The 20,385-nt window shown below is 49.1% G+C and carries 4 protein-coding genes; 2 read left to right on the top strand and 2 right to left on the bottom strand.

What is annotated here, in order from left to right; all coding sequences use genetic code 11:
• Positions 1-312 precede the first annotated feature (312 nt).
• Both K9M52_RS18920 and K9M52_RS18915 read left to right on the top strand, forming a co-directional pair.
• A complete protein-coding gene (locus K9M52_RS18920; RefSeq protein WP_224070006.1) occupies positions 313-957 on the top strand; it encodes a tyrosine-type recombinase/integrase in 645 nt (214 codons plus the stop codon).
• Entirely contained in the window at positions 954-1,982 is a 1,029-nt protein-coding gene (locus K9M52_RS18915) for a tyrosine-type recombinase/integrase (RefSeq protein ID WP_224070005.1), read from the top strand. The genes K9M52_RS18920 and K9M52_RS18915 overlap by 4 nt, the downstream gene beginning before the upstream one ends.
• An 812-nt stretch (positions 1,983-2,794) precedes the next feature.
• Here K9M52_RS18915 and K9M52_RS18910 read toward each other — a convergent pair.
• Positions 2,795-12,547 (bottom strand): Tc toxin subunit A-related protein, encoded by a 9,753-nt coding sequence (locus K9M52_RS18910; RefSeq protein WP_224070004.1) that lies wholly within the window; start codon positions 12,545-12,547, stop codon positions 2,795-2,797.
• Positions 12,548-12,557: 10 nt separating this feature from the next.
• On the bottom strand, positions 12,558-20,243 hold the full coding sequence (locus tag K9M52_RS18905; RefSeq protein ID WP_224070003.1) for a SpvB/TcaC N-terminal domain-containing protein: 7,686 nt from the start codon (positions 20,241-20,243) through the stop codon (positions 12,558-12,560).
• Positions 20,244-20,385: the final 142 nt, after the last annotated feature.

The following is a 20,385-nucleotide window of genomic DNA, read 5'->3' as shown; positions in this document are numbered from 1 at the left end:
TATATGAAAGCCTTGATTCGCATTAAGGAATCTTGTGGTTTTAACGTCATATCTACAAAATGGACTTACAAAGAATTTGATGAGTTCACCTTACAATATGGCTTATCTGAGCCGGTTATTTCTAAAGATCTAATAGAGAATTGGGCGAAGTCAAGAACAAATGACTGTAGCAGAACATTTTATGGGAAATGCTCTCGACTCACACAGTTAGCCAGGTACATGAATGAACATGGTGTGAATTCTTATATAATGCCACTTCCGAAAAATAGCAACGACCGAGGCTTTACGCCCTATATTTTCACGGAAAAACAGATGCAGGAGATATTCTGGGAGTCTGACAAAATCCTACGCGAGAGTCACCGAAAAGATGACCCAATCATAGCCATTCCCTGTCTCATAAGGCTTTTATACAGTACGGGCCTGAGAATCACAGAGGCTATTTCATTAAGGAATATGGATGTGGATCTTAAAAGGAATATTCTGAAAGTTGGAACATGGAACGGTACTAAAAACGGTGAGGAACGTTTGGTCCCGATATGCAACACTTTAAAAGAAAATCTTCAGAGATTTATATACTACCGAAGTATGCTTCCTATAAAGGGTATTAGTGATGGCGAAAGGCCATTCTTTATCAAATTAAATGGCACAGCAGTCTCTTCACAAAATGCATATAGATGGTTCAAAAAAATATATACAAAATGTGGAATTGCATATAGAGGTGAACGGTTTGGCCCTCGTGTGCATGACCTTAGGCACACAATGGCAACCCACTCTCTTGCAAAATTAATAAGAGAAGGAGTAGATATTTACGCTGCCCTCCCGTTGTTGTCAGCCTGTCTGGGGCATAAGTCTCTTCACGCCACAGAAGGATACGTAAGACTCACTTGCAACGAATATCCTGAATTACTGGAAAAATGTTCTTCACTAAATAACTTTATATACCCCCAAAAAAAATGAAAACGAATAATTTAGCAAAATATATAACTGGATTTCTTGGAGTTTATCTCCCCCATGAACGAAACGTTAGCTCAAATACTATCTCTGCATACCGAGATTCATTTATTTCCTTCTTTTCCTATCTGAGAGACGAAAAGAAAATAAAGGTTGAAAAGGCAAGCTTGCCAGACATCAACAGAGATAGTGTGATTGATTACCTGCGGTGGTTAGTAGAAAAGCGCGGAAATAGCGTTGCCACACGCAATAATAGGCTATCCGCAATTCATTCATTTGTATCATACCTTCAGTATGATTGCATAGAATACTCAAATGAGTGGCAAAAAGTCATGGCAATTAAAAACCTGAAAAAGGAGCATCCGGTTCCGGCACACTTTACCAAAGAAGGTATAAAACTATTACTGGAGCAACCAGATAGTACGTCCTATAAGGAGCTGAGGCACCTTGCAGTACTCGCGTTGATGTATGATACTGGTTGCAGGGTTCAGGAATTGGCCGACCTGACCGTAGAGTCATTAGGAATACAATATAAGCCCTACTCGATCAAGATATATGGGAAAGGAAGGAAAGTTCGAATTGTACCACTTTCTGACCATATCGTTGAAATACTTAAAAAATACATAGACAGGTATCATATTGAGTATGAGACAGAGAAGAAAAGGCCAGTTTTTTGCAATAGCGCAGGAAACAAACTCACCAGAGCTGGAATAGCTTATATCTTAAGAAAATACGCAGATATGGCCCGGGCGTGTAATCCTAGCCTTATTCCTGATATTACCAGTTGCCATCAACTGCGCCATAGCCGCGCAATTCATTTGTTACAGTCCGGAGTGAACCTGGTTTGGATAAGAGACCTGCTGGGGCATACGTCGATTCAGACTACCGAAGTTTATGCAAGAACTGACTCAAAGCAGAAAAGAGAGGCTATAGAAAAGGCATCCGAATGCCTTACGCCTCCTCAGGAAACCGGGGAATGGGTCGATAATAAAAATCTGATTACGTGGTTAAAAGAATTCGGGAAGAAATAGCTGAAACGATTATGTAAAGCCCAAATGGAAAGTCGATGCCTAAATCGTTATCACGCATGGCTTTTTTCACAGGGCTTTACATAATCATATAGTATTCATAACCATTATTATGGAAAGCTTTCCATAATAATGGGGAGTCTTTGAGAAAAAAAAGAAGGATTAAATAATTTATTAAGTCAAATTAGTATTATTGCATTGGAAAGTGGCCCAATAACCTCCGTTATTTTTGGCCCAGCATCAACCGAAACAACTGGCCCAGTTTGTCCGAAATAGATAGTGGTGCTTTTACTTGTTTTTCATAAATGGAAGAATGTATTCAAATTCATGCGGCAAATGTAGGGGAAATTATTTTAAATAGCTGGTTGATTGCAACTGACTTTAGCATTTTTTTTATTGGACTTCCCGTGTAGTACTTGTTTTGAGGTTGGCAGGCCTACTTGAAACGGCGCACCGGCTCGTATCACCGACGATTGTTATCTTCCTCGGTTAGCTGTGCTGATCCGTCGATGTTTATTCTGATCTTTTATAACTTGGCTATGTTGTTTAGAAATGAGACCACTGACTTATAAAAGCTGTCCATGGTAATTGCTATTAAAATCTTCAAGTTAACGGATACGGTAATCGGCAGAAAGGGCAGGAGAGGATGTCTCAAAATTTCGAGGCATCCCATTCATCTTAATTTGAATAAATGTATGGATCGGTAAGAAAGTCGGAGGCTGTCGCTCTGGGTTCAAGATATTTGCCATAGCTTTTCGTTATTATGTCCGCCCTATCCGCATAGGGCGGAGAACAATCGCCTGCCGCCTGATTAGTTACCAGTTCAGCGTCCCACTGAACGGAATGATCAAAAGGATATCGAGCAATTTGGTTGGATCGATTTTTCCTTCTTTGAGCAGGTCGTCTGGAACGTTCTGCGCTTTAAGGATCCATGGATTTCCTTTACCGGGAACCTCTTGTGCTTCATCACTGTCTGAGACAGGTAGCATTCCTGTTTTCTCTACCCAGGCGGTGGCGGAATTATTCATAAAAAAGGAGGGGAGTCCTCCTTCATAGCCATCTTGTAAGACTGGTACCAGGCCGATTTCCCCTGCTTCGTTGCCGAGTCTGATGGAGCTACTGTCCAGGTTGGCCGGATACATCTGAGAGATCAGTTCAAATGCGAGAGAATAGACTTCATCAACTGGGTTTTGACAAAAGTCAAACCACGCACTGCTGTATAACTGTCGCAGACTAAGATATTGCCATCCCTGGTAATCCTTGAGCGGTGCAAGGTCAGTCACCTGAGCAGCGAAGCTGCTTCCTGCGTCTTCGGCAGTGTAATCTATGGAAATGATAATGTCACTGATGGAGCGGAGCGGAAACTGATTGCTTGCCTGCGGAATACGCAGGCTCCAGGAGGACACGGCTCCTGTTCCTTCAAACGGCAGGTATTGTTCGTCGTTAAAATTGATCTGGAAGACACCACTGTCGTTTATCCCTGTAGAAATAATGATTTCCTGGTTCGGATTCCAGTTGACCCGCAGTGAACCATCAGCAGGTGCCGTATCAGTTAATCCCAGTAAATATTCTACTGTTGCGATGTTTGGTTTTACCGCAACTTTATTGCCCGTTTGGATAAGTGTTGCGTGGATATTCTGATAGGGGCCTACAACTGCCGGAATCGTGATGGATAGTGATTTTATTTTCCGGTTATAATGGCCGGGAAAATCCAGATCATAACTCAGTTCACTCAGATCAAAACGGCAGTCGCCGGTAGCAATAAGCCTGAGCAAGGCCTGAGGGTTGTTCTGGCGCATTGACCAGGTCTTGCGTATGCCAAGTTTTCGGTTGTTGCCGCCGATATAGGCATTTTCCATTTGCTGCAGACTCAGCAAGAGCGCATCCCCCGACAGGAGTCCCTGGTAACCTGCATTCCAGGCAGCGGGGTTGAGGTAGGACTGGTTCAGATTAAGTTCATATTGCAAGGCGGTTTGTGCACTTTGCGCGAGCGACCATGCCAGCTGGAACATCTGAAAATACAAACTGGATAGTTGCCCGGCCATCCACTCGTAAAGCTCTTCATTGGTGAACTTGGTCTTGAGAAAATGATAGGCTTCCTGGGATTGCTTCAATTCCGTTTCACTCAGTTTGGCCTCGGTATGGGCGGCTTCCAAGGCAAAGTTATTGGCCTGGATCTGCGCCTGGATTTCTTTCATCTGGTTGCCCGCGATTCCCCTTTGCAGATTCCATTCCAGTTCGCGGCGGACATAATGGCCCATTTGCGCCAGGGCTCGTGATGTGGCACCTAAACCGTCGGCACTTTCCTTAATAAGGTTACTGGATGTATTGACAGATTCTCCGGCATTTATGCCACCGTCAGCCAGCCCGAAAATATTGGGAAGCAGATAGGCGCCCACGGCCAGGGCCCGTGCGCCCCTGGCAATTTTTTGCGTCACGAATGCGCTATCAGCCAGTAATAAGGATAGGCCTTCAAGCGGACCGATTGGATCGTACATCCAATCCCGATAGGTGTTATGGACATATACGGCATTTTCGTAACTGGTTCTTAATCCTTCTGCAATGTATTGAAGCTGGTTGATCTGACTGGATTTTATCTGTCCGGTAAGCGCATGCAACACCGGTTGGTAACCCGCCTGCATTTGTGATAGGTGCTCTGCATCTTTTTTCTCGAAAGCTGCCAGTAGTTCACCACCCAGTCGCACGACTTCTGCCGTAACTGATCTGGCCTGGGCGAGCATATAACTGAACCGGAACCAAGGGACGGCAGGAACGGTATTGGAGGTGGCAGCGGTGGACAGGCTGCCTCTTGCAGCCGCTATGGCCAGTGCATTCGGATCGATCGGTGCCGCATATAGTGGAATCACATTCGGAGCACCGGTGATGGTCAGGCCATGGCGGAGTTTGTATAAACGGTCAGCCACCAGTGCCCAGTATTTCAGCAGTTGCTTATTTGTGGGAATACAGAAATAGGCGTCCAGTATACTCTGCACCTGCTGCGGTAGGGTGGCATCTGATCCCAGTCCGGACAGCTGGTTCTCCATTTCGATGAGAAAAGGCGGCACATTGGCGGCGCCATATTCGAGTTCAATGCTGTTGTAATTTACCGGTTGCTTAGGCGCCTCAGTCACCTCTTTGACCGGGGTGCGGCCCAGCAGTGTATTAGCAAGTACATAACGCATCGTTGCGTCTGAGAGCGTTTCCCAGGTATCCTCCGTAAAAAGAGCATCACCCCAACTGATGAGGTTGTCGATATAGCGCATGAAAGTAGCCTTCTGCCAGGAATTCACTCGCAGGCGGGCTAGGGTATCCGGATCGAAGGGATCATATTCATACACCGCCATCTGTAATGCAGCTGTGTAGTACTGTGCAGGCTGTAAAAACGATTGTTCCCATGCATCTCCACTCAGAATATGATACAGTGATTCGGCATTGATGCGGCGGAAGGGCCGGAAGTTCCAGAAATTGCTATTGAGTGATAGCTGTGGATAATCCTGATAGATCTGCATGATCTCGCCACTAGACAGCGGGTGATCAAATAACGTGACCTCTGCGATAGATCCGTCAAAATATTTGGTGGGTACTTCGCCGGCATCGCCGCTGCCGATAGAGAATGCTTTCTGGGTATTGCATGTATAATGCTCACATACCGCAGGCGCTGTCGTCACCAGCTGGCCATTCATAAATACGTTCGGATGCTTACCATTGTAGGTGGCCGCCACATAGAGCCAGGTACCTGTACCAGTGTAATGGGGGGAGGCTACGTTCACCCAGCTTGAACCCGAATTGCCGATATATAGCGCGAGATACCAGTTGTCGCTTCCGGCCCCCCAGATAGCCAAGTGATAGCCCGTAAAGCCTTTCTGGGAACAGGCGATGGAATAAAATGACGTGCTGGACGGAACGCTGTCTAGGCAGATCCAGGCGGATATAGTGAATTCCGGCGGATTGAGCACTTTCGAATACGGAACAGATAGGTAAGAGGCTGCTGATGGATCAAAGCTCCAGACATCGCGCGGCTGGTTCGAGAATGGAGGTGTCTGTTTGGAGAATGTAGTGAGATTATTCGCAGTGGCGGCTTCCCGGCCCGTCAGGTCAGGAAAATGATCGTTGCGTTTCCGGTTCACGGGCCAGTAGCCCACCGGCGTTGCCTGGTTGGTGGGATCAAAAATATACTGAAACCATTTTTCCGCTGCATCGAATTTCTGGCCGGTACGCAGTTTTTCGGCAATGAGATAAGGCGCATAGAAGAATACTTCCCAGAAATAAATACCAAACGCGCCATTAAAGTTCATCAGGTTTGAGTCTGGCAGTATCACCAGCTCCGTCGGATGAAAGGCGGCCAGGCTTTCTTCAGGCAGGTATTGTATGGACGGTTTGTATAGTTCGTTTATGCCTGCCTTTGCGAGAATGGTCATCATGGCCTGGACTGAATCCGTGTTGATACGCACAAAACGCATGGCCGGGAAATCGCTTGTTGTCAGCGGCGACTGATTGTAGGAAAGCTGCAGCGTCGTCGAGCTTGACTTTGTGACGACCAGGCAATCGGTGATGGTGTTACTGAGTGCATCTGGCAGGATTAAATAAGATTGCGCGCCGGTATTGAACACGAAGGCACCGGCCGAATTGCTGACTGGCCAGATGCTGGTGTTCGAACGCGGTAACCCTGACAGGACGCTATTTCCCAACGCTGTTTGATATAAAAGTTCAGCCTGGGGCGCTGTAAGCGCTGTGTCGTGCAACCGAAATCCGAACGCATAACCGAGAAAATAGCCAAGAGACAAAGCGCTCGTACTCATGGAAGGTGTCGTGACGGTAGCGCCTATTATATCATCGACGGTGGTATTGCCTATTCCATTCGCATAAATTTCAACACTTTCTATATTCACTGAAATCGTGATAAAGGACCAGGCCTCTTTTTGAACGGTTGTGGATACGCTGTGCATTGTGGCTCCGGCGTCCATGACATAAATCATATTCAGACGTGCCTCGTCAAAAGAATACATCAATGCGAGGATCTGACATTTCGGCGTGGTATTAACAAGGGTACTTCTCATAATCGGAACCATATTCACGGGAGCGGTAAATGGCGTCAATGCAGGAGCCTGGCTGCCGATCTCAGGTAAGAAGTACAGCCAGAAGCTAAAGCTATATGCCGCTTTCGACAAGTTTGGCGTCCAGTCAAATCCGATTTGCGCCTTCGTAAAGTTGAGAATGGATGCGTTTTCAAAAGGAGGATATAATCCTGTCTGAAAGACAAGGTCTCCTCCTAACAGTGCATTTTGACCTGAAATTATATCCGTTACAATATTACCATCCTGGATCAGCTGCTCGTTATTGACACAGGGCCACCAGGAGCTAGGTAGCGGCAGTCTCGGAGATTCAACCAGAGATGAGGTTATTTCAAAAAGGAGCCCACAGCCCTCTGGCTCTGCGGCTAATGTACTGGAAAGAAAAGAGGCACCGGTGGTGTCCACCGCAATAAAATAATCACGGACGTTCAGCGAGGCGTCGAGGAAAACAGGCGGCAGAACCGTGGAATATTTGCCTATATTCGAGGAAGTAAATTGCGCCGCCGCATATAATGTTGTCTGAAAGCGCTTTTCTTCTTCGTTCATGCCGCTATATATTGGCTTTGCTATCGGTGTGGGGAACGCCGGGTCACAGGCGACATAGGGCCCTAGTATAACCATAACGGATTGGGGGGTGTCAGCTGTTACCGCAATCGCCTGTAGTTTTACTTTATTCCACTCGGCCATTTTATAAAAATCCAATGCTTGTCCAATGGAGTCTGTCATCTTTGCGCCCGTCAGGCAACCTTCATAATATTCAATAGTTATGCCGGGACCCAGCACTTGTACCAGTATGTCTTTTTTGAGTACGGCAGGTTCGATCCAGTTGTTATTGAAATCGCGGTAGGAATAGTATATAGTAGCGTACACGGTCGTGTACTTAGACTGATCGGCGTCGGTATTGACAATATTTGTCTGTTCGACCCAGAAGATAAACTGGCGACCGAGCGCAGCGATAGTGGTTGCATAGGCGGAATTGATGCTCAGTCCGATCTCTTGCCAGGGGCTGAACTGCATCTGGGTGGCGTCACCCGGTACTGTGCCATTATCTACAGTTTCTTCACTTGTTGTGACCAGTATGGTGCGTGTAAAGAAAGCCGCCGGCTGCGTTCGCGACCGGGCCACCAGAAAAAGTGTATTTTTTCTGGTGCTGTTCGCTGTACCCGGTAAGTCGGTAACAATCGGATCAAGATAAGCGTCGACAAGCTCGAGGCTGGAGACCTCGGATATCGATGCCAGATACGTCGCAAGCGCCTTTTTTACATTATCATCGGTAATCTGCCCCTTGGATATATCGTTAATAAATTGTTCGAACTGAGTACTCTGGAATTTGCGCAGGGTGGGGTCGACATAATTCTCGGGATACAGATAGACTTCCCGGTTGGCCTGCCAGACCCGGTAGGTGCTCATCCATTTCCACCAGATCTCCGGTATTTGATTGACCGTTCCAGGCTCTAAGTTGTTGATGATGCGGTTCACGTATAGTTGCAGGCTGTTCATGGCCGTCACCATCCAGGATGTTTTTACCTCTGGTGACATATTGACGTCGATAAGCAGGTATTCGTATAGCGACTGCTGGCTATTGACACCGCTGATGCCCGTTTGCAGTTCCCAGATCAACCATGCGCAAAGTACTTCGCGCAGCTGGCCTGCCAGGGCAGTATTCAGGGTTTCGACGGCCGCGCAGCCGGATTTTCCATTGAGCATTGCTATGGCAGCACTCTTTGCATCGGTATAGATCTGCCAGTATTGTTCACTTTCTCCGGATGTAAATAAACTGAGTGAGGAAAGACTACGCAGCAGGTTCAGCGTGGTAATGCCCGCCGCGGATTTTTCTTCAGCAGCCATGACCTCAGATAGTTTACGAAGGCCGGCCACGGTATTGAAATTGATTTGGCTGAAATAGGGTTGGCTGACGATGAGATTCAGCTCAGCGAGGTTCCATCCGGTCAGCTGCGAAAGCAAACTAAGCTGGTCCGCGGTGGGCGTAGTTGTGCCGGAAACGGCCGCCTGCCGGAAATAATCCAGCAGGCCGGTTGTATCGTTGCACAGGCGCTGTAAAGACTTGTAGTCAGTCAGTGTCATTAATTGCCCGATACTCAGAAACTCAGTGCCGTAAGTAACGGACTGGTCACCGATAAGCTGTGAGTAGTTGACGATACCGGCCGCTTCCGGCCCGGTGAGCTTTAGCCAGCTTGTCATGGCTGTATTTCGCTGTAACACCGACAGATAGGTGCTTCGATCTTCTGCCGGCTGGCTGTCGGTATTTAAGAGCAGATTTGCGTAGTACGGGTATGGGACGTAGGGTGGGTGGGCAAAAATAACCGAATTGTCTACTTCTCTGGACGTTAAAAAGCTGACGCCAGACATAGTATCCGGGCTTATGCCGGCAACTGCTGCAAGGGACTTCACGACCAGGAGATTTTGTGCGGCAAAGCCGTCACTGAGTAATTGACAGATTCGCTGTAATTTAACCCATATGAGGACAGATTGACCTGGGGTTGATGACTCGCGGGCATTCGTGTCCTTAGCCGTTGGATTGGTAAAAGTATCCAGACTCAAAGACCTGTTGGAAAAGGCATCGAAACTGGCCGCATGCTGCTCAGGCGGAAAAATACGGCTGATCGTTTCGGGGTTGGCGTTTATTAACGGATAAAGGAACTCAGGCGTCAGAACGGTTTCATTCATGAGTACTACGCCGTTGCTGTCGATGACTTGTGCAGCCAGCAGCTGATCGTAAATAGCCTGCGCCGCAGGGGGCTCGATGTGATCACTGATAAAGCTTGCCGGGGTAATCAATACCTGGGCGGCGGATTGCCTCATGTCTGCAAGCGCTTTGTCCACCGTCTGGGTGTCGGCTAAACGCAGCGCTTTATCCGGTGCTGCGGAAGAACTTAAATAGGCAAGCTGCATGGTTGTGAGCCTGGCCTTTCTCATCCATTCTGCTTTTTCGCATAAACTGATGACTTCTGCTATGGTCCAGATTAATTTGGTATTCGTGAGCTGGATATCCATTATTGAACTTAGCTGAATAAAGTCCGGCACGCGCATGCGCAGCATTTTCGCAAAACGCGCAATGCGGTATAGTTGCGAAAGTTGTGGAACGGTGAGGACAAGTGCTGTAGCGCCTTCTGTTATGACAGACTGGATAGTGGCGTATAAGTCCTCAGCGGAAATATTGAGTGCCGCTGCCAGCTGGTTGGACAGGCGCTGATCTGCTGAATCCGTTGAATCCTTATAAGTCCAGGTCAAGACCGGTGAACAAAAAAGCAGGTTGGCGGCATATAGGGGCCGGTAATAATCTGGCTGCTCAGGGTTCTCGCTACCGGCCATCAGCGGCGGTGTATTAAAAACTTGGTCCCAGAGATCTTCCGGCAGCTCGCCGTTTCCCCGGCCGTATGTTTTCATGTCATACCAGAAGCTACTCAATTCGTCAAGCGGGATCTCGTATCGTTTATGCAGCGCAGATATCTGCCCTAAGGATTCGATCAGAGTATCGTTTACAGTCAGCTGTGTGGGTATATCCAGAACGCCTACCACGGATTTCAGCACCCAGTCGAGTTCTTCGTATGTCCAGCCGGTTTGTGCCTGCAGCCGGATGTATACGGCCAGCTGCGACAATGCGGCCGCTGAAAGCGCCGACCCGTCACTGAGACATAGCTGCCGGCCGCTTTTTGTTGTAAGGTCCGGGCCCGAAAGCATTATATATTGACTTTCAGAAAGCAGACCGTTCAGAAAGAAATTATGCACGATAGTCGGGAGGGTCTCCGGACGGCCGCCGAGCGGCGCTGAGTCATCAAAGGTAAAAGTTGCGTAGGAGCCGGAGGCGTCATAGTGGTGCGGGCCAAGGTCATATGCGGTTTTCCCTTCGGGTTCATTCAGGGGCCAGTAAGCATATAGTCCCTTTTCTGCATCCTGGTTCAGGCGGTCATACATCAACTCTTTGATTTGTTGGCCGCTGCGGGCATAGGACCAGAGGCGGAGTTCAGTTATCGCACCACTATAGGAACTCCCTGAAATATAACCGATGCAAATAGCGGAATCCGTTACCAGGGCGGGTTGCGCCGGCATTGAAAGGGTGGCGTCTAGGACGCCGTTTATATAGATCGAACTCTCCCCGGTATCCACATCCCGGGTCCAGGCGATATGTGTCCATGAATTCAAAATAAGATCTGAGGTGGAATAAATGACTTTGGTCTGGGTTTCCTCTACCTTATAGGAACAATACAATTTATTATTGTTCCGATTCAGGTAAAACTCTTCACCCTTTCCTTTGCCTAAAATCGACATGGGTGCGTTTACGCCGCGGGGGTAGACCCAGCATTCAATGGTGATCGATCCGCCTAGTGTCGCATCTGAAAATTCTTTCGTGTGTTTATTCTGGCCGCCATAATCCTGCAGGACATAACTGCCCGTGCCTCGATGAAGTTGCTGATAAACGAGCGATTCCAGCTGCTCCGGCCGAAGGCCGGTCTGGCGCATGAATAGTTGCTGACGGGAAAGCGAAGCGCAGATATCCGCCTCGGCAATACTGCTGTCATGGAATCCATACAGATCTGCCAGAGAAACGGTGCAAGAGCCGGTAACCAGTGACAACTGCTCCGGTGACAGCTGCAGCGCTTCGGCCGCGGCCTGGAGAGGCGCCGTCTCGAGTAGTTTGTAGAGAGCGGCCAGCGGGATCCCCAGTGCTTCCATGGCTGCACGGATCTGCTGTAATGGCTGGTTGTAGGGGGCGGTAAATGGATAGACCCTGGAAGCCAGTGTCTCCTGGGGATCGGATCCTTCTGTGTAATTGACTTGCAGGTTTTGCTGCAGGATAATGTTTACAATATCCAGATAACTGACTTCCGTGTCGGCGGTGCGGCAATCCAGCGGGATCGTCCATAAATCCGGACGGCGGTAGGCTAAGGTAAAAAGTTTTTCCAGCGGTGGTGTTACGTATTGGGTCACTACCCGCATCAGATCCGTAAAGTAGGCGGCCGGACCAAAGATACTCTGGCATTCGGGGCAGTCACAGGTAAGCATCGGGCCAAAGAGGCGCTGGTAGTCGGGAATGCCTTTTTGGAAATCGGGATTCGTGCCTTCTCCCGACGGGTCGATTACCGCCATTGCCGTGTTTTTAGGTGCTGCCAGTGCCAGCTCAAAACTGCCCCGGCGGATGCGCTCAGCGTTGCTATAAATCTTTGCACACAAGGATTTTGGATTCTGGATCGTGTCCAGCGCGGCCAGATCCGGCAGGACTTTTTGCGTAAAATCCTTTTCGCCGATCGCCGCAATATGATGCGCGCTGTGAAATCCGAGCGATTCCAGCTTTTCCGCGACCTGTTCATCCGGATATATTTTCAGCAGGCGCTGTCGGATCCGTAAGCTTTGCAATAATAGTTTCCGATCGGCATCCTCCGGCCAATTGTACTGTGCGAGTGCGTCTGCGTCGAACAGATCGGCCGTTTGAAGTTCGAGCTTGGGATTAAGCTCACAAAAATTAGCATTGTTCATATCTTCGTAGTTAAGCTTCTTTTCTATTTAAATCCTGATCTTTCCATGACATAAACAATGGATCTAGGTCAGGGTAATCATCTTTATCATCTAAAACGCTAATGGCGACACGCATTCTGTCCAGCACGTCAGTTTCAAAAGGGTCCGCTGTTGATGAAGTAAATCCGGGATACATTTTCTCCGCCGATTCAATCGGTTGAAGCCTTGTTGGAATACCACCGTCCTGCAATGTTTTTATCGACTTTAAGAACATCATTGATTCATCATTATCAAACCATGTTAAAGTATTTCTTACTTGGTAAGGTTTTAGAAATTTGACGCGCAATGAGACTGCTTCGCCCAATTCCGCATGCAGAAATTCATTAAAACTTTTTATAGTTTCCACACACCCCAGGCAAGGTGAATAATTGATCCGCAAACTAAAGACATCTTTGCCTTTTTGCTGTTTGCCGGTATTTACAGATCGGTTTGGAACACCAAATCGAACAAGGCTGTTTGCTATGTTTCCTCCCTCTTTTTCTACAGCGTCCCTGAAAGAAGATGTTACCCAGTCTTCAGCATGAAAGTTTATTTTTTTGCCTTTCTGATTGTCGGTGCCTATATCCCGAAAGGTTAGGTGACTTTTCGCAGATCCGTTTGCGCCCATTAAAATAGGCTTTCCATTTACCTTCAACTGAGCATAAACCTTTCCGCCCTTTGTTACATAATTGCGCTTGACAATATCATTCATCGGATCGGCACTCACAGGATAGAAAGTACCTTTGGCTGCCGTTTTTCCCCTCAGATCCGCTTGCTTTGCTAAAGCAGTGGTATCCCCGATAGGCTTTTGGTCAGGCTTTTTTGGCTTTTTTTTCCTTGCCAATGGGCTACTATACTTTTCAATTCTTGCTGCTCTATCGGCTGCTGTTTGATCCTGGTAGGGAGTCGCTTTCCCCATTCCCGTCGGATCATTATAATTCACCGGGTTGCTGCTTACATATTCATACAGATTCGTTCCGTCTACCGGACCTGCAGGGTCGGGACTCATCCAGCGGGACAGCCAGGGTGCATAATAGCGCGCACCATAATAATAGAGTCCGGTTGTCGCGTCTTTTTCTTTACCACAGAATCTGAGTTCTTTTGAATCGGCTTCCAGTTGGCTACGCGCCAGGATAAACGAGGTTCCGCCATATACATAATACTGCTCGAAACTGAGGAGTTCCCCGGTTTCAGTGACTTCCATCGTCACCGAATCAAGCGGATCACAAAGCTGGAACCGGTATTGTATATCGCCCGCCGAGATCTTGCTTTGTCCGGTGGGAACAACGGCCCAGATATGGGTGATGAGGGCAGGGGCTGCGCCATCATTAAGGAGGACCGTATGCCTTTCAGATTTCAGGTTTTGAGGTGGCGTTGATGGGGCATTAGAAGGCGCAGTCCAGCTGCGCACTTCCTGGTAACTGCCAAGGTAAATTTTCTCTGTGTATTCGATCTGTGTTCCGCCGTTTATGGCACGCTCCGTTACCTTGCGTACTCTATCGCCACTGATGTTGTACTGATAATATTCGGCGTCGTTCAGGGTATACTGCACGCCCGTTTCGGGATCAGTTATTTCCCGGGCGATCGATACCACACTGGATATATGGTTGAGATAATTCCAGTTGACCGTTGCTGTACTGCCGGGGCTCAGTGTCAGCAGGTTGCCGTTTTGGTCATACCGGAATGCTGTCAGATCGCTGTGTATTCCTGAAGGATTGCCAAAATATACAGTATCCAGGCGGTTACTCGTTTCTTCCATCGTCAATACCTGGCTCCAGTTGCCGCTGGCCGCGAGGTGCCGTTTTAGTATAAGATTGTCGCCAAAATCGTAGCTAAACCGCTGTGTGTAATTCTCCAGGTTCTGCAGATCACTGGCGCCTGTAGCTTTCGACGGGGGCAGGCCGATTTTTGGCGTATTGTTTTGTTTCCCCACATTCAGTCCTGGTAGCGTACGGCCTTGGGCTGAGATGATACGGTAGATCGGATCGTAGCGGTAGGTACTTCGTGGCGCTACTTTCTGGTTCTTGTAATAGGCTACCGCACTGCGCTGATCGGTGGTACTGACGGTATGACCGGCCGGATCGTAGCTATAGGAAATGTCCTGTAATACCTGATCGTCCTGAGGCGTATTTTCGACATTTCGGGTGGTATAGGTGCGGATCAGTTGTTGGGTGAGTGTATCATAGGTGTAGGAACAAACAACGCCGTTGCCGTATTCGACCCGGGTCCGTTTGCCAATGGCATTGTATTGAATGTTACGGATGACGGTCTGCCAGGGGAGGGGTTCACCGGAAACCAGGTTCAGGGTTTTCTGTTGGCTGGTGACAGGCAGACCGTTGATGTCATAGGTAAAGGCTTGCTGGCTGCCATCCGGCAAGGTTTCGAGTATCACCTGCCCCTGGACATTGTACCTACCGGAGCGGGTATAGCAGGGCGCGCTTAAAATAGCCGTTTTTTCCTGCTCCGTCCAGTTGGACGGGGTTTTGTAACCCGGTCGCAAATAGGTTTTGCCTTGCACGGGTGCACCGTCCAGGCTATAGGCTTCGATAACGGATAACCCCGACTCATCAAAATCCTGATAAGGTTTTCCCATCAGGTTATAATCAGCTGCGCCCGCAGTGGTTTCTCCATAAACCGTCGCCTGTACAAGGTTGGCAAGTGGTGTCTTTTGATCGCCGCCGCTGACATACATGGACGTTGGGCGTTGCAGGTTGTCATATTTGTTGTGCGCCTCCAGTCCACGGCTGTCCCAGGAGCGTACGGCGTTGCCTGCCATATTGGAAAGTGTCCACCGGATACCGGCGTCGGCGCTTTCCGACTGCAGCACCTGTCCGTTCAGTCCGTATTCGGTCCGGAAATTAAACAGCAATCTGTCTTCCCGTACCATTTTTAGAAAGAGACGGGGATCGGCACTGTATAGCTGCCGCCCCTGAGCGTCATAGACACCAAGTATTGTCATGCAGCTTTGGGCAAGATAGTCTTCTAGGCGACCGCCGTTTTCCGGAAACTGCTCCAGAAAAGTCTGGTGAAAACCGGGCTGGTAGGGCTGAAAGGCTGCTGTAACCCATGCACTGCTATCATCTGGGTTTTGTCTGGCCAGGTAACCGGTTGTCAGTAAGCCGTTCCAGGCTTCCTCCGGGGTCATGGGAGTGGCCACGGCCTCGGGAATGGTGGTGGGGCTAATCGCTCCCAGATTGCAGGCAATTGTTCGGATGGGGTTGCCAAGATTATCCATTACGACTTTTGCAGGGGTATTGTAGCAGGGCACCGCGGCATTGAGTGCGTGTAATTCTTCCGCCTGCCATGGTTCGGGATCTGCCGGATAATGGGCGGTGAACCCCTTATAATACGGTGAATCAATGATCGTGTCATTAAAGTCATAGGAACTGGTTTCCCAGGGCGTATAGGCTGATTTGGAAAAGAAGCCTTTAGGCGAATCGGTGCGGATCACCCGGCCTATCGGATCATAATGGATTACGGTAGGTGGCGGCAGGAGCTTTTCGTCTATAATTTTCTGCTGGTCCTCAAAATAGGGCGTGGCGCTGAAGTATGGCTGATACTGCTCCACAGGCATGCCTTTGTTGTTATAAATGATATAACCGCTGATCAGCCAGCGCTGCTCCGATGGGTCAGGTGAGGGAAGGATACCTGCAGTCGATTTTTCTGACGCGAGCAGGACCGATTCTCCCGGTGTCGTTGTAGCTTTGCTTTGCAAAACAGCGCCCATTCCATCACTATAGACAATGCTGATCGGTAACTGAGGGGTTGTATCCGTGGTCGCTGCACCTGCCGTTTCCAGTTGATGCACATGCAGGGTTCGCGTAACAGTGATGGCACTGAGCGGTTGCTGCTTGTTTTTCCAGGCAAAGCGATCGTAATAAAAGTACGTAGTGGCCCCTTGTAGATATTTATCCGGATGCGCAATGATGTCACCGAATGTGGCTTCCGGCTGAATAATGTATTGATCCATGGGGAGATCACCCGTATCGGCACCGCCAAGCTGTCCGTAAATCGTTGTAGCGATCACCTGGCCGAGCGGATCGAAAAGTACTTCAGAGATATTATTATTGGCATCCACGGCCCGCACCGGCGACATCGCCTGGTAGTCGTACCGATAATGCTGGTCAAGGGATATGGTTTTGGAAAGTATGGATGAGGTTTTGGTGACCATCAGGTAATAGGCATCATAGGCCACCTTCTCATACCCGTTAAACCCGTTTTCGTCGAGTATGCTTGCTGGCAGCAGATCCGTAATAGTGGCTTTGGTGGCAGAAGGTTGGTAAAATGCGGTTCTGGTCCAGTTGTACAGCTGCATCTGGCCGTAATTCCACCAGTAACCATCGCTTAATACATAGCCGCACTGCTGGCTGAGCAGTGCTTCGTTTACCTTATCTCCGAATGAACGTGTTACCTCATCCGGATCCAAAACCGCTGCTTCTGCGTGGTGCAGCAAGGCAAGTCTCGTGGTTTCTCCGTAGGGTAGCGGCGCATCACCGTCATCATTCCAATATACATTGCGGGTCCAGCTCAGCAGGCGGCTCCATGGTTGCTGAGTAGGTGCTTCAAGCGGTCCTTTGGGATGGCGCAAGGCCGCTTGAACCTGTTGGCGTAAATCGCCCTCGGTAAAAGGTGCATCAGCAGGCGCCGAAATACCCCCGATTTCATAGCTGCGGGTCTGCCAGTTAATACCCAGGTATTGCCAGAAGGTATCCTCGGGGCTTACGGCGTCATGTATGGTGTTGATATAGGCGGCTTCAGTCGCGATGATCCGCAATGCTTGCTGCTCCGGATAGATGACTGCTCCGGTTACACTCCGGCGGGGAAAGCTGATGGCGGCGCTGAGTAGGGGATGACCGTAGGGATCCATCCGGAGTACTAGGTTCTGGCTAATGCGGGGGTCTTCGGGAACGCGGTCATATGCATAGCTTAGCTCGTTAATGATTACCGGCAGGACGCTGCAGTAGCGGCCGTTGAGTCGGGGCTGTATCAGGCGCACCTGCACAGTGGACATCGAAACCGTGTAGGGATGATCAGCCAGGTTGGATTGATCCTCACCGTATACTTCGCTGCGGATCGTCTGCCCGGCAAGTGCGCCATAAGCCTGCCTGATAGCGGAGGCATCCTGGTTATTCCAGACAGTACCCAGTTCAAAGGCGGGGATGCACCACTGCTCGCTGTCTCCCTGATAAAACTCGTTTTCATATTGCTGGCAGATGGCGGGTGTTTGTTCGTACGCGCCGGTAATAAACCAGGACTTTGTATAAATGGGCGGCATCCATAGGTCTTTGTCCAGCAAGGCTGCCGCTTTTGAACCGGGTGCCGCGGCGGCCTGGAACTGTTCATAGGTTTCAGTGTCCCAGTTTTCCACATATCCGAAACCCCGGAACACGCGCTCGGTTGTATCAAAATAACCATCGTGATAACGATAACGCTGGGTGTAGACCGCTCCGGTGATCTGATCGACTGTTTTGCTTTCGTTCACCACACTCACCGCAATGGGCAGACGTGTTGGCCAGATCCGGCCCTCCTGTTTATCGCGCAGCTGCTCGATAACAGATGTGGTATAGGTCAACTCTGACAATCCACCCACACCGTTATCGACGCGCTGCAGCAGATAGGGTTTCTGTTGATTGCTAAAATCATAATACAGGTGTTTCACTAGTGGATCCACTACTGTAAAGATAAGTGAAGTCGTGCCGTAACCACTGACATCACCGGCCGTAATGGCCGTGATGTCAGAATAGGTGGCCGGAAAAACGATATCCGCCGGATCGCTGAATGAATGGCCACTGCGGTTGAACCAGATACGGGCATAGGCAGGATAGCAATACACGATATCGGTGGCGCCGCTGCCGTCAGCATCAATTAGAAATACACGTGACGTGTCAAAGAGGCCATCGATAAATGGCGCGTTGGCAAAGTTGACGGCCTCCCCGAACCTGCCATGCCCCAGGCAAGGCCAGACGGTCAGGCTGCCGTTACGCAGGCAATAGCGGTGGGACAGTCCGTCGCCGAAAAAATCGGAAAAACCGGACAGCTGTTCTGCTCCGGGCTGTACCGTCGCCGGGAAACCAGTAGGTTTCAATGCGTAGGACGCCTGTGCAAATCCGGTCTTGCCTTCAGAGGGATAATATTTCAGTTGGGTGTTGTCAAAAAGCAGCAGATCGCTACGGCCGGTGCCGCTGAGATCAGTCATTTCTTTTTCAGGCGACAAATATTCTTTGGGAAATTTGTCAAACGGCTGAAATGGCTGCCAGTCTGCCCGGGCCGTTTGTTCGAAAAAGCCGTTAGTCGTTCCGTCGCTTACAACTAAGTCCAGTACATTATTGCCGTTCAGAGAGGTAAGCCTTGACTGTCCGGACTGCAGGTCACTGAATATAGGGAAGCTATCCAGTAGGCGCATCGGCGCGTACTGACCATTACCCAGTGGTTCAAGATAACCAGTAAAGCTGTCACTGCTGTATAGTAACCCGTCTATGCCGATGCCGTTAAGATCAACGGGGATAAAACCTGCCGAATCCAGGTAATCCGGTGCATCTGCCTGAAGTAATTGCCAGTTTGAACCCAGTGGGTTAAAACCCTGATAACTGAATTCCGGTGCCGGTTCGTCTGCGATCCACATCCGCCCTGCCTGCATACGGTAACCTCTGTTCACGATACGTTTTATGATGCTCATTGACGAAACCGGCGTCATATCATAGTCCGGAAGCAGCGCTGCTGTCGTAAAAGGAACCCCGTTATTCTCTTTCGTAAAAGAATGCCGTAGGTATATGCCCGCGCAACGCCTGGCTATGCCTATTTCAAAACCGCTTTTGTAGCTGCTGAAGGGATCCGGTCGCGCTGTCCATTCAGCGGGCGCCGCGTCCGGATTATTTTTGTCCCGCTCACCGTAATCAAAAATGACTTCGAAGGCATAGTGTTCCCTCTGTTCATTATTTTCAGTACTGAAATAATTGCCATACTGAATGCGGTCGGGGTAACGCGCTGACGTAAAATCTCTTCCCGTATTATAGAGAGTATCCGGAATATTTGTCCTGTCACCCGGTTTGTAATGATAAAGGATCTTGTTCCCGTAAGGGTCGTAACTTTTTTCAATCAGCCACTGGAAAATCTCGTGAGGGTGATCTGGGTGGTAAATCCGCCCACCCTCGGAAACGCCATAAAAATGGGTTATATTATCAGCCGTAACGACTTTCCAGTGACTGATCTGAGTGGGAAGGTCTGTCCACCGTTCAATCAGGGAAAAAGCGCCTTCAATGCGTGGACGGTAGGCAACAATTGTCCAGGTGATGCCGTCAACAGTATCGGTATACTCCGATTTTGCCCAGCCTTGGTCGGAATCGGTGTATTTTGGGAGCAATTCGCCTGCGCTGTCGAGTATAAAGACATCTGTATCATCGTAGCGTGGAATGCCGTTGCTGGTTTTTCTTACTATGGAATCTAATGAAACTGAGAAGCCTAAACCAAAAAGGCCGTTACCGGACCCCGAATTATAGGTCAGATCAATAACCGGGGAAAAACCTCTGGCATCCGGCAACGGAAAGGGAATGGAAAATCCGCCCGACCCGGTAAATAACTGTGCTTTGAAAGGTTCGCTAATGCCGCGTAAAGCGCCGCCTCCGGAAGGCATGGTCACTTTGGACGAACTGACCCGATTTGTGTCATTTTGTTTATCCATAAGATTGCGTTTAGGTGTGTAACATCACATCTATGGAAAATTTATAAACAGATAAAATAAAAGGGCTGGCGCAAAACATCACAGAAAGGCCTTATCGTATAGGTGTAACTCATACCAGTCCAACCGGCTATAAAAGTAAGTT

This window comes from Arachidicoccus terrestris (genome assembly GCF_020042345.1).
Classification (GTDB): Bacteria; Bacteroidota; Bacteroidia; order Chitinophagales; family Chitinophagaceae; genus Arachidicoccus; species Arachidicoccus terrestris.
The sequence above is the reverse complement of the archived record's forward strand: the minus strand, read 5'-3'. Positions and strand labels throughout refer to the sequence as shown.

What these genes read in the sequence shown, in the direction of transcription:
- K9M52_RS18915 (WP_224070005.1), top strand. Translation starts at nt 954, where the DNA reads ATGAAAACGAATAATTTAGCAAAATATATAACTGGATTTCTTGGAGTT.
- K9M52_RS18910 (WP_224070004.1), bottom strand. Translation starts at nt 12,547, where the DNA reads ATGAACAATGCTAATTTTTGTGAGCTTAATCCCAAGCTCGAACTTCAA.
- K9M52_RS18905 (WP_224070003.1), bottom strand. Translation starts at nt 20,243, where the DNA reads ATGGATAAACAAAATGACACAAATCGGGTCAGTTCGTCCAAAGTGACC.
- K9M52_RS18920 (WP_224070006.1), top strand. Translation starts at nt 313, where the DNA reads ATGCAGGAGATATTCTGGGAGTCTGACAAAATCCTACGCGAGAGTCAC.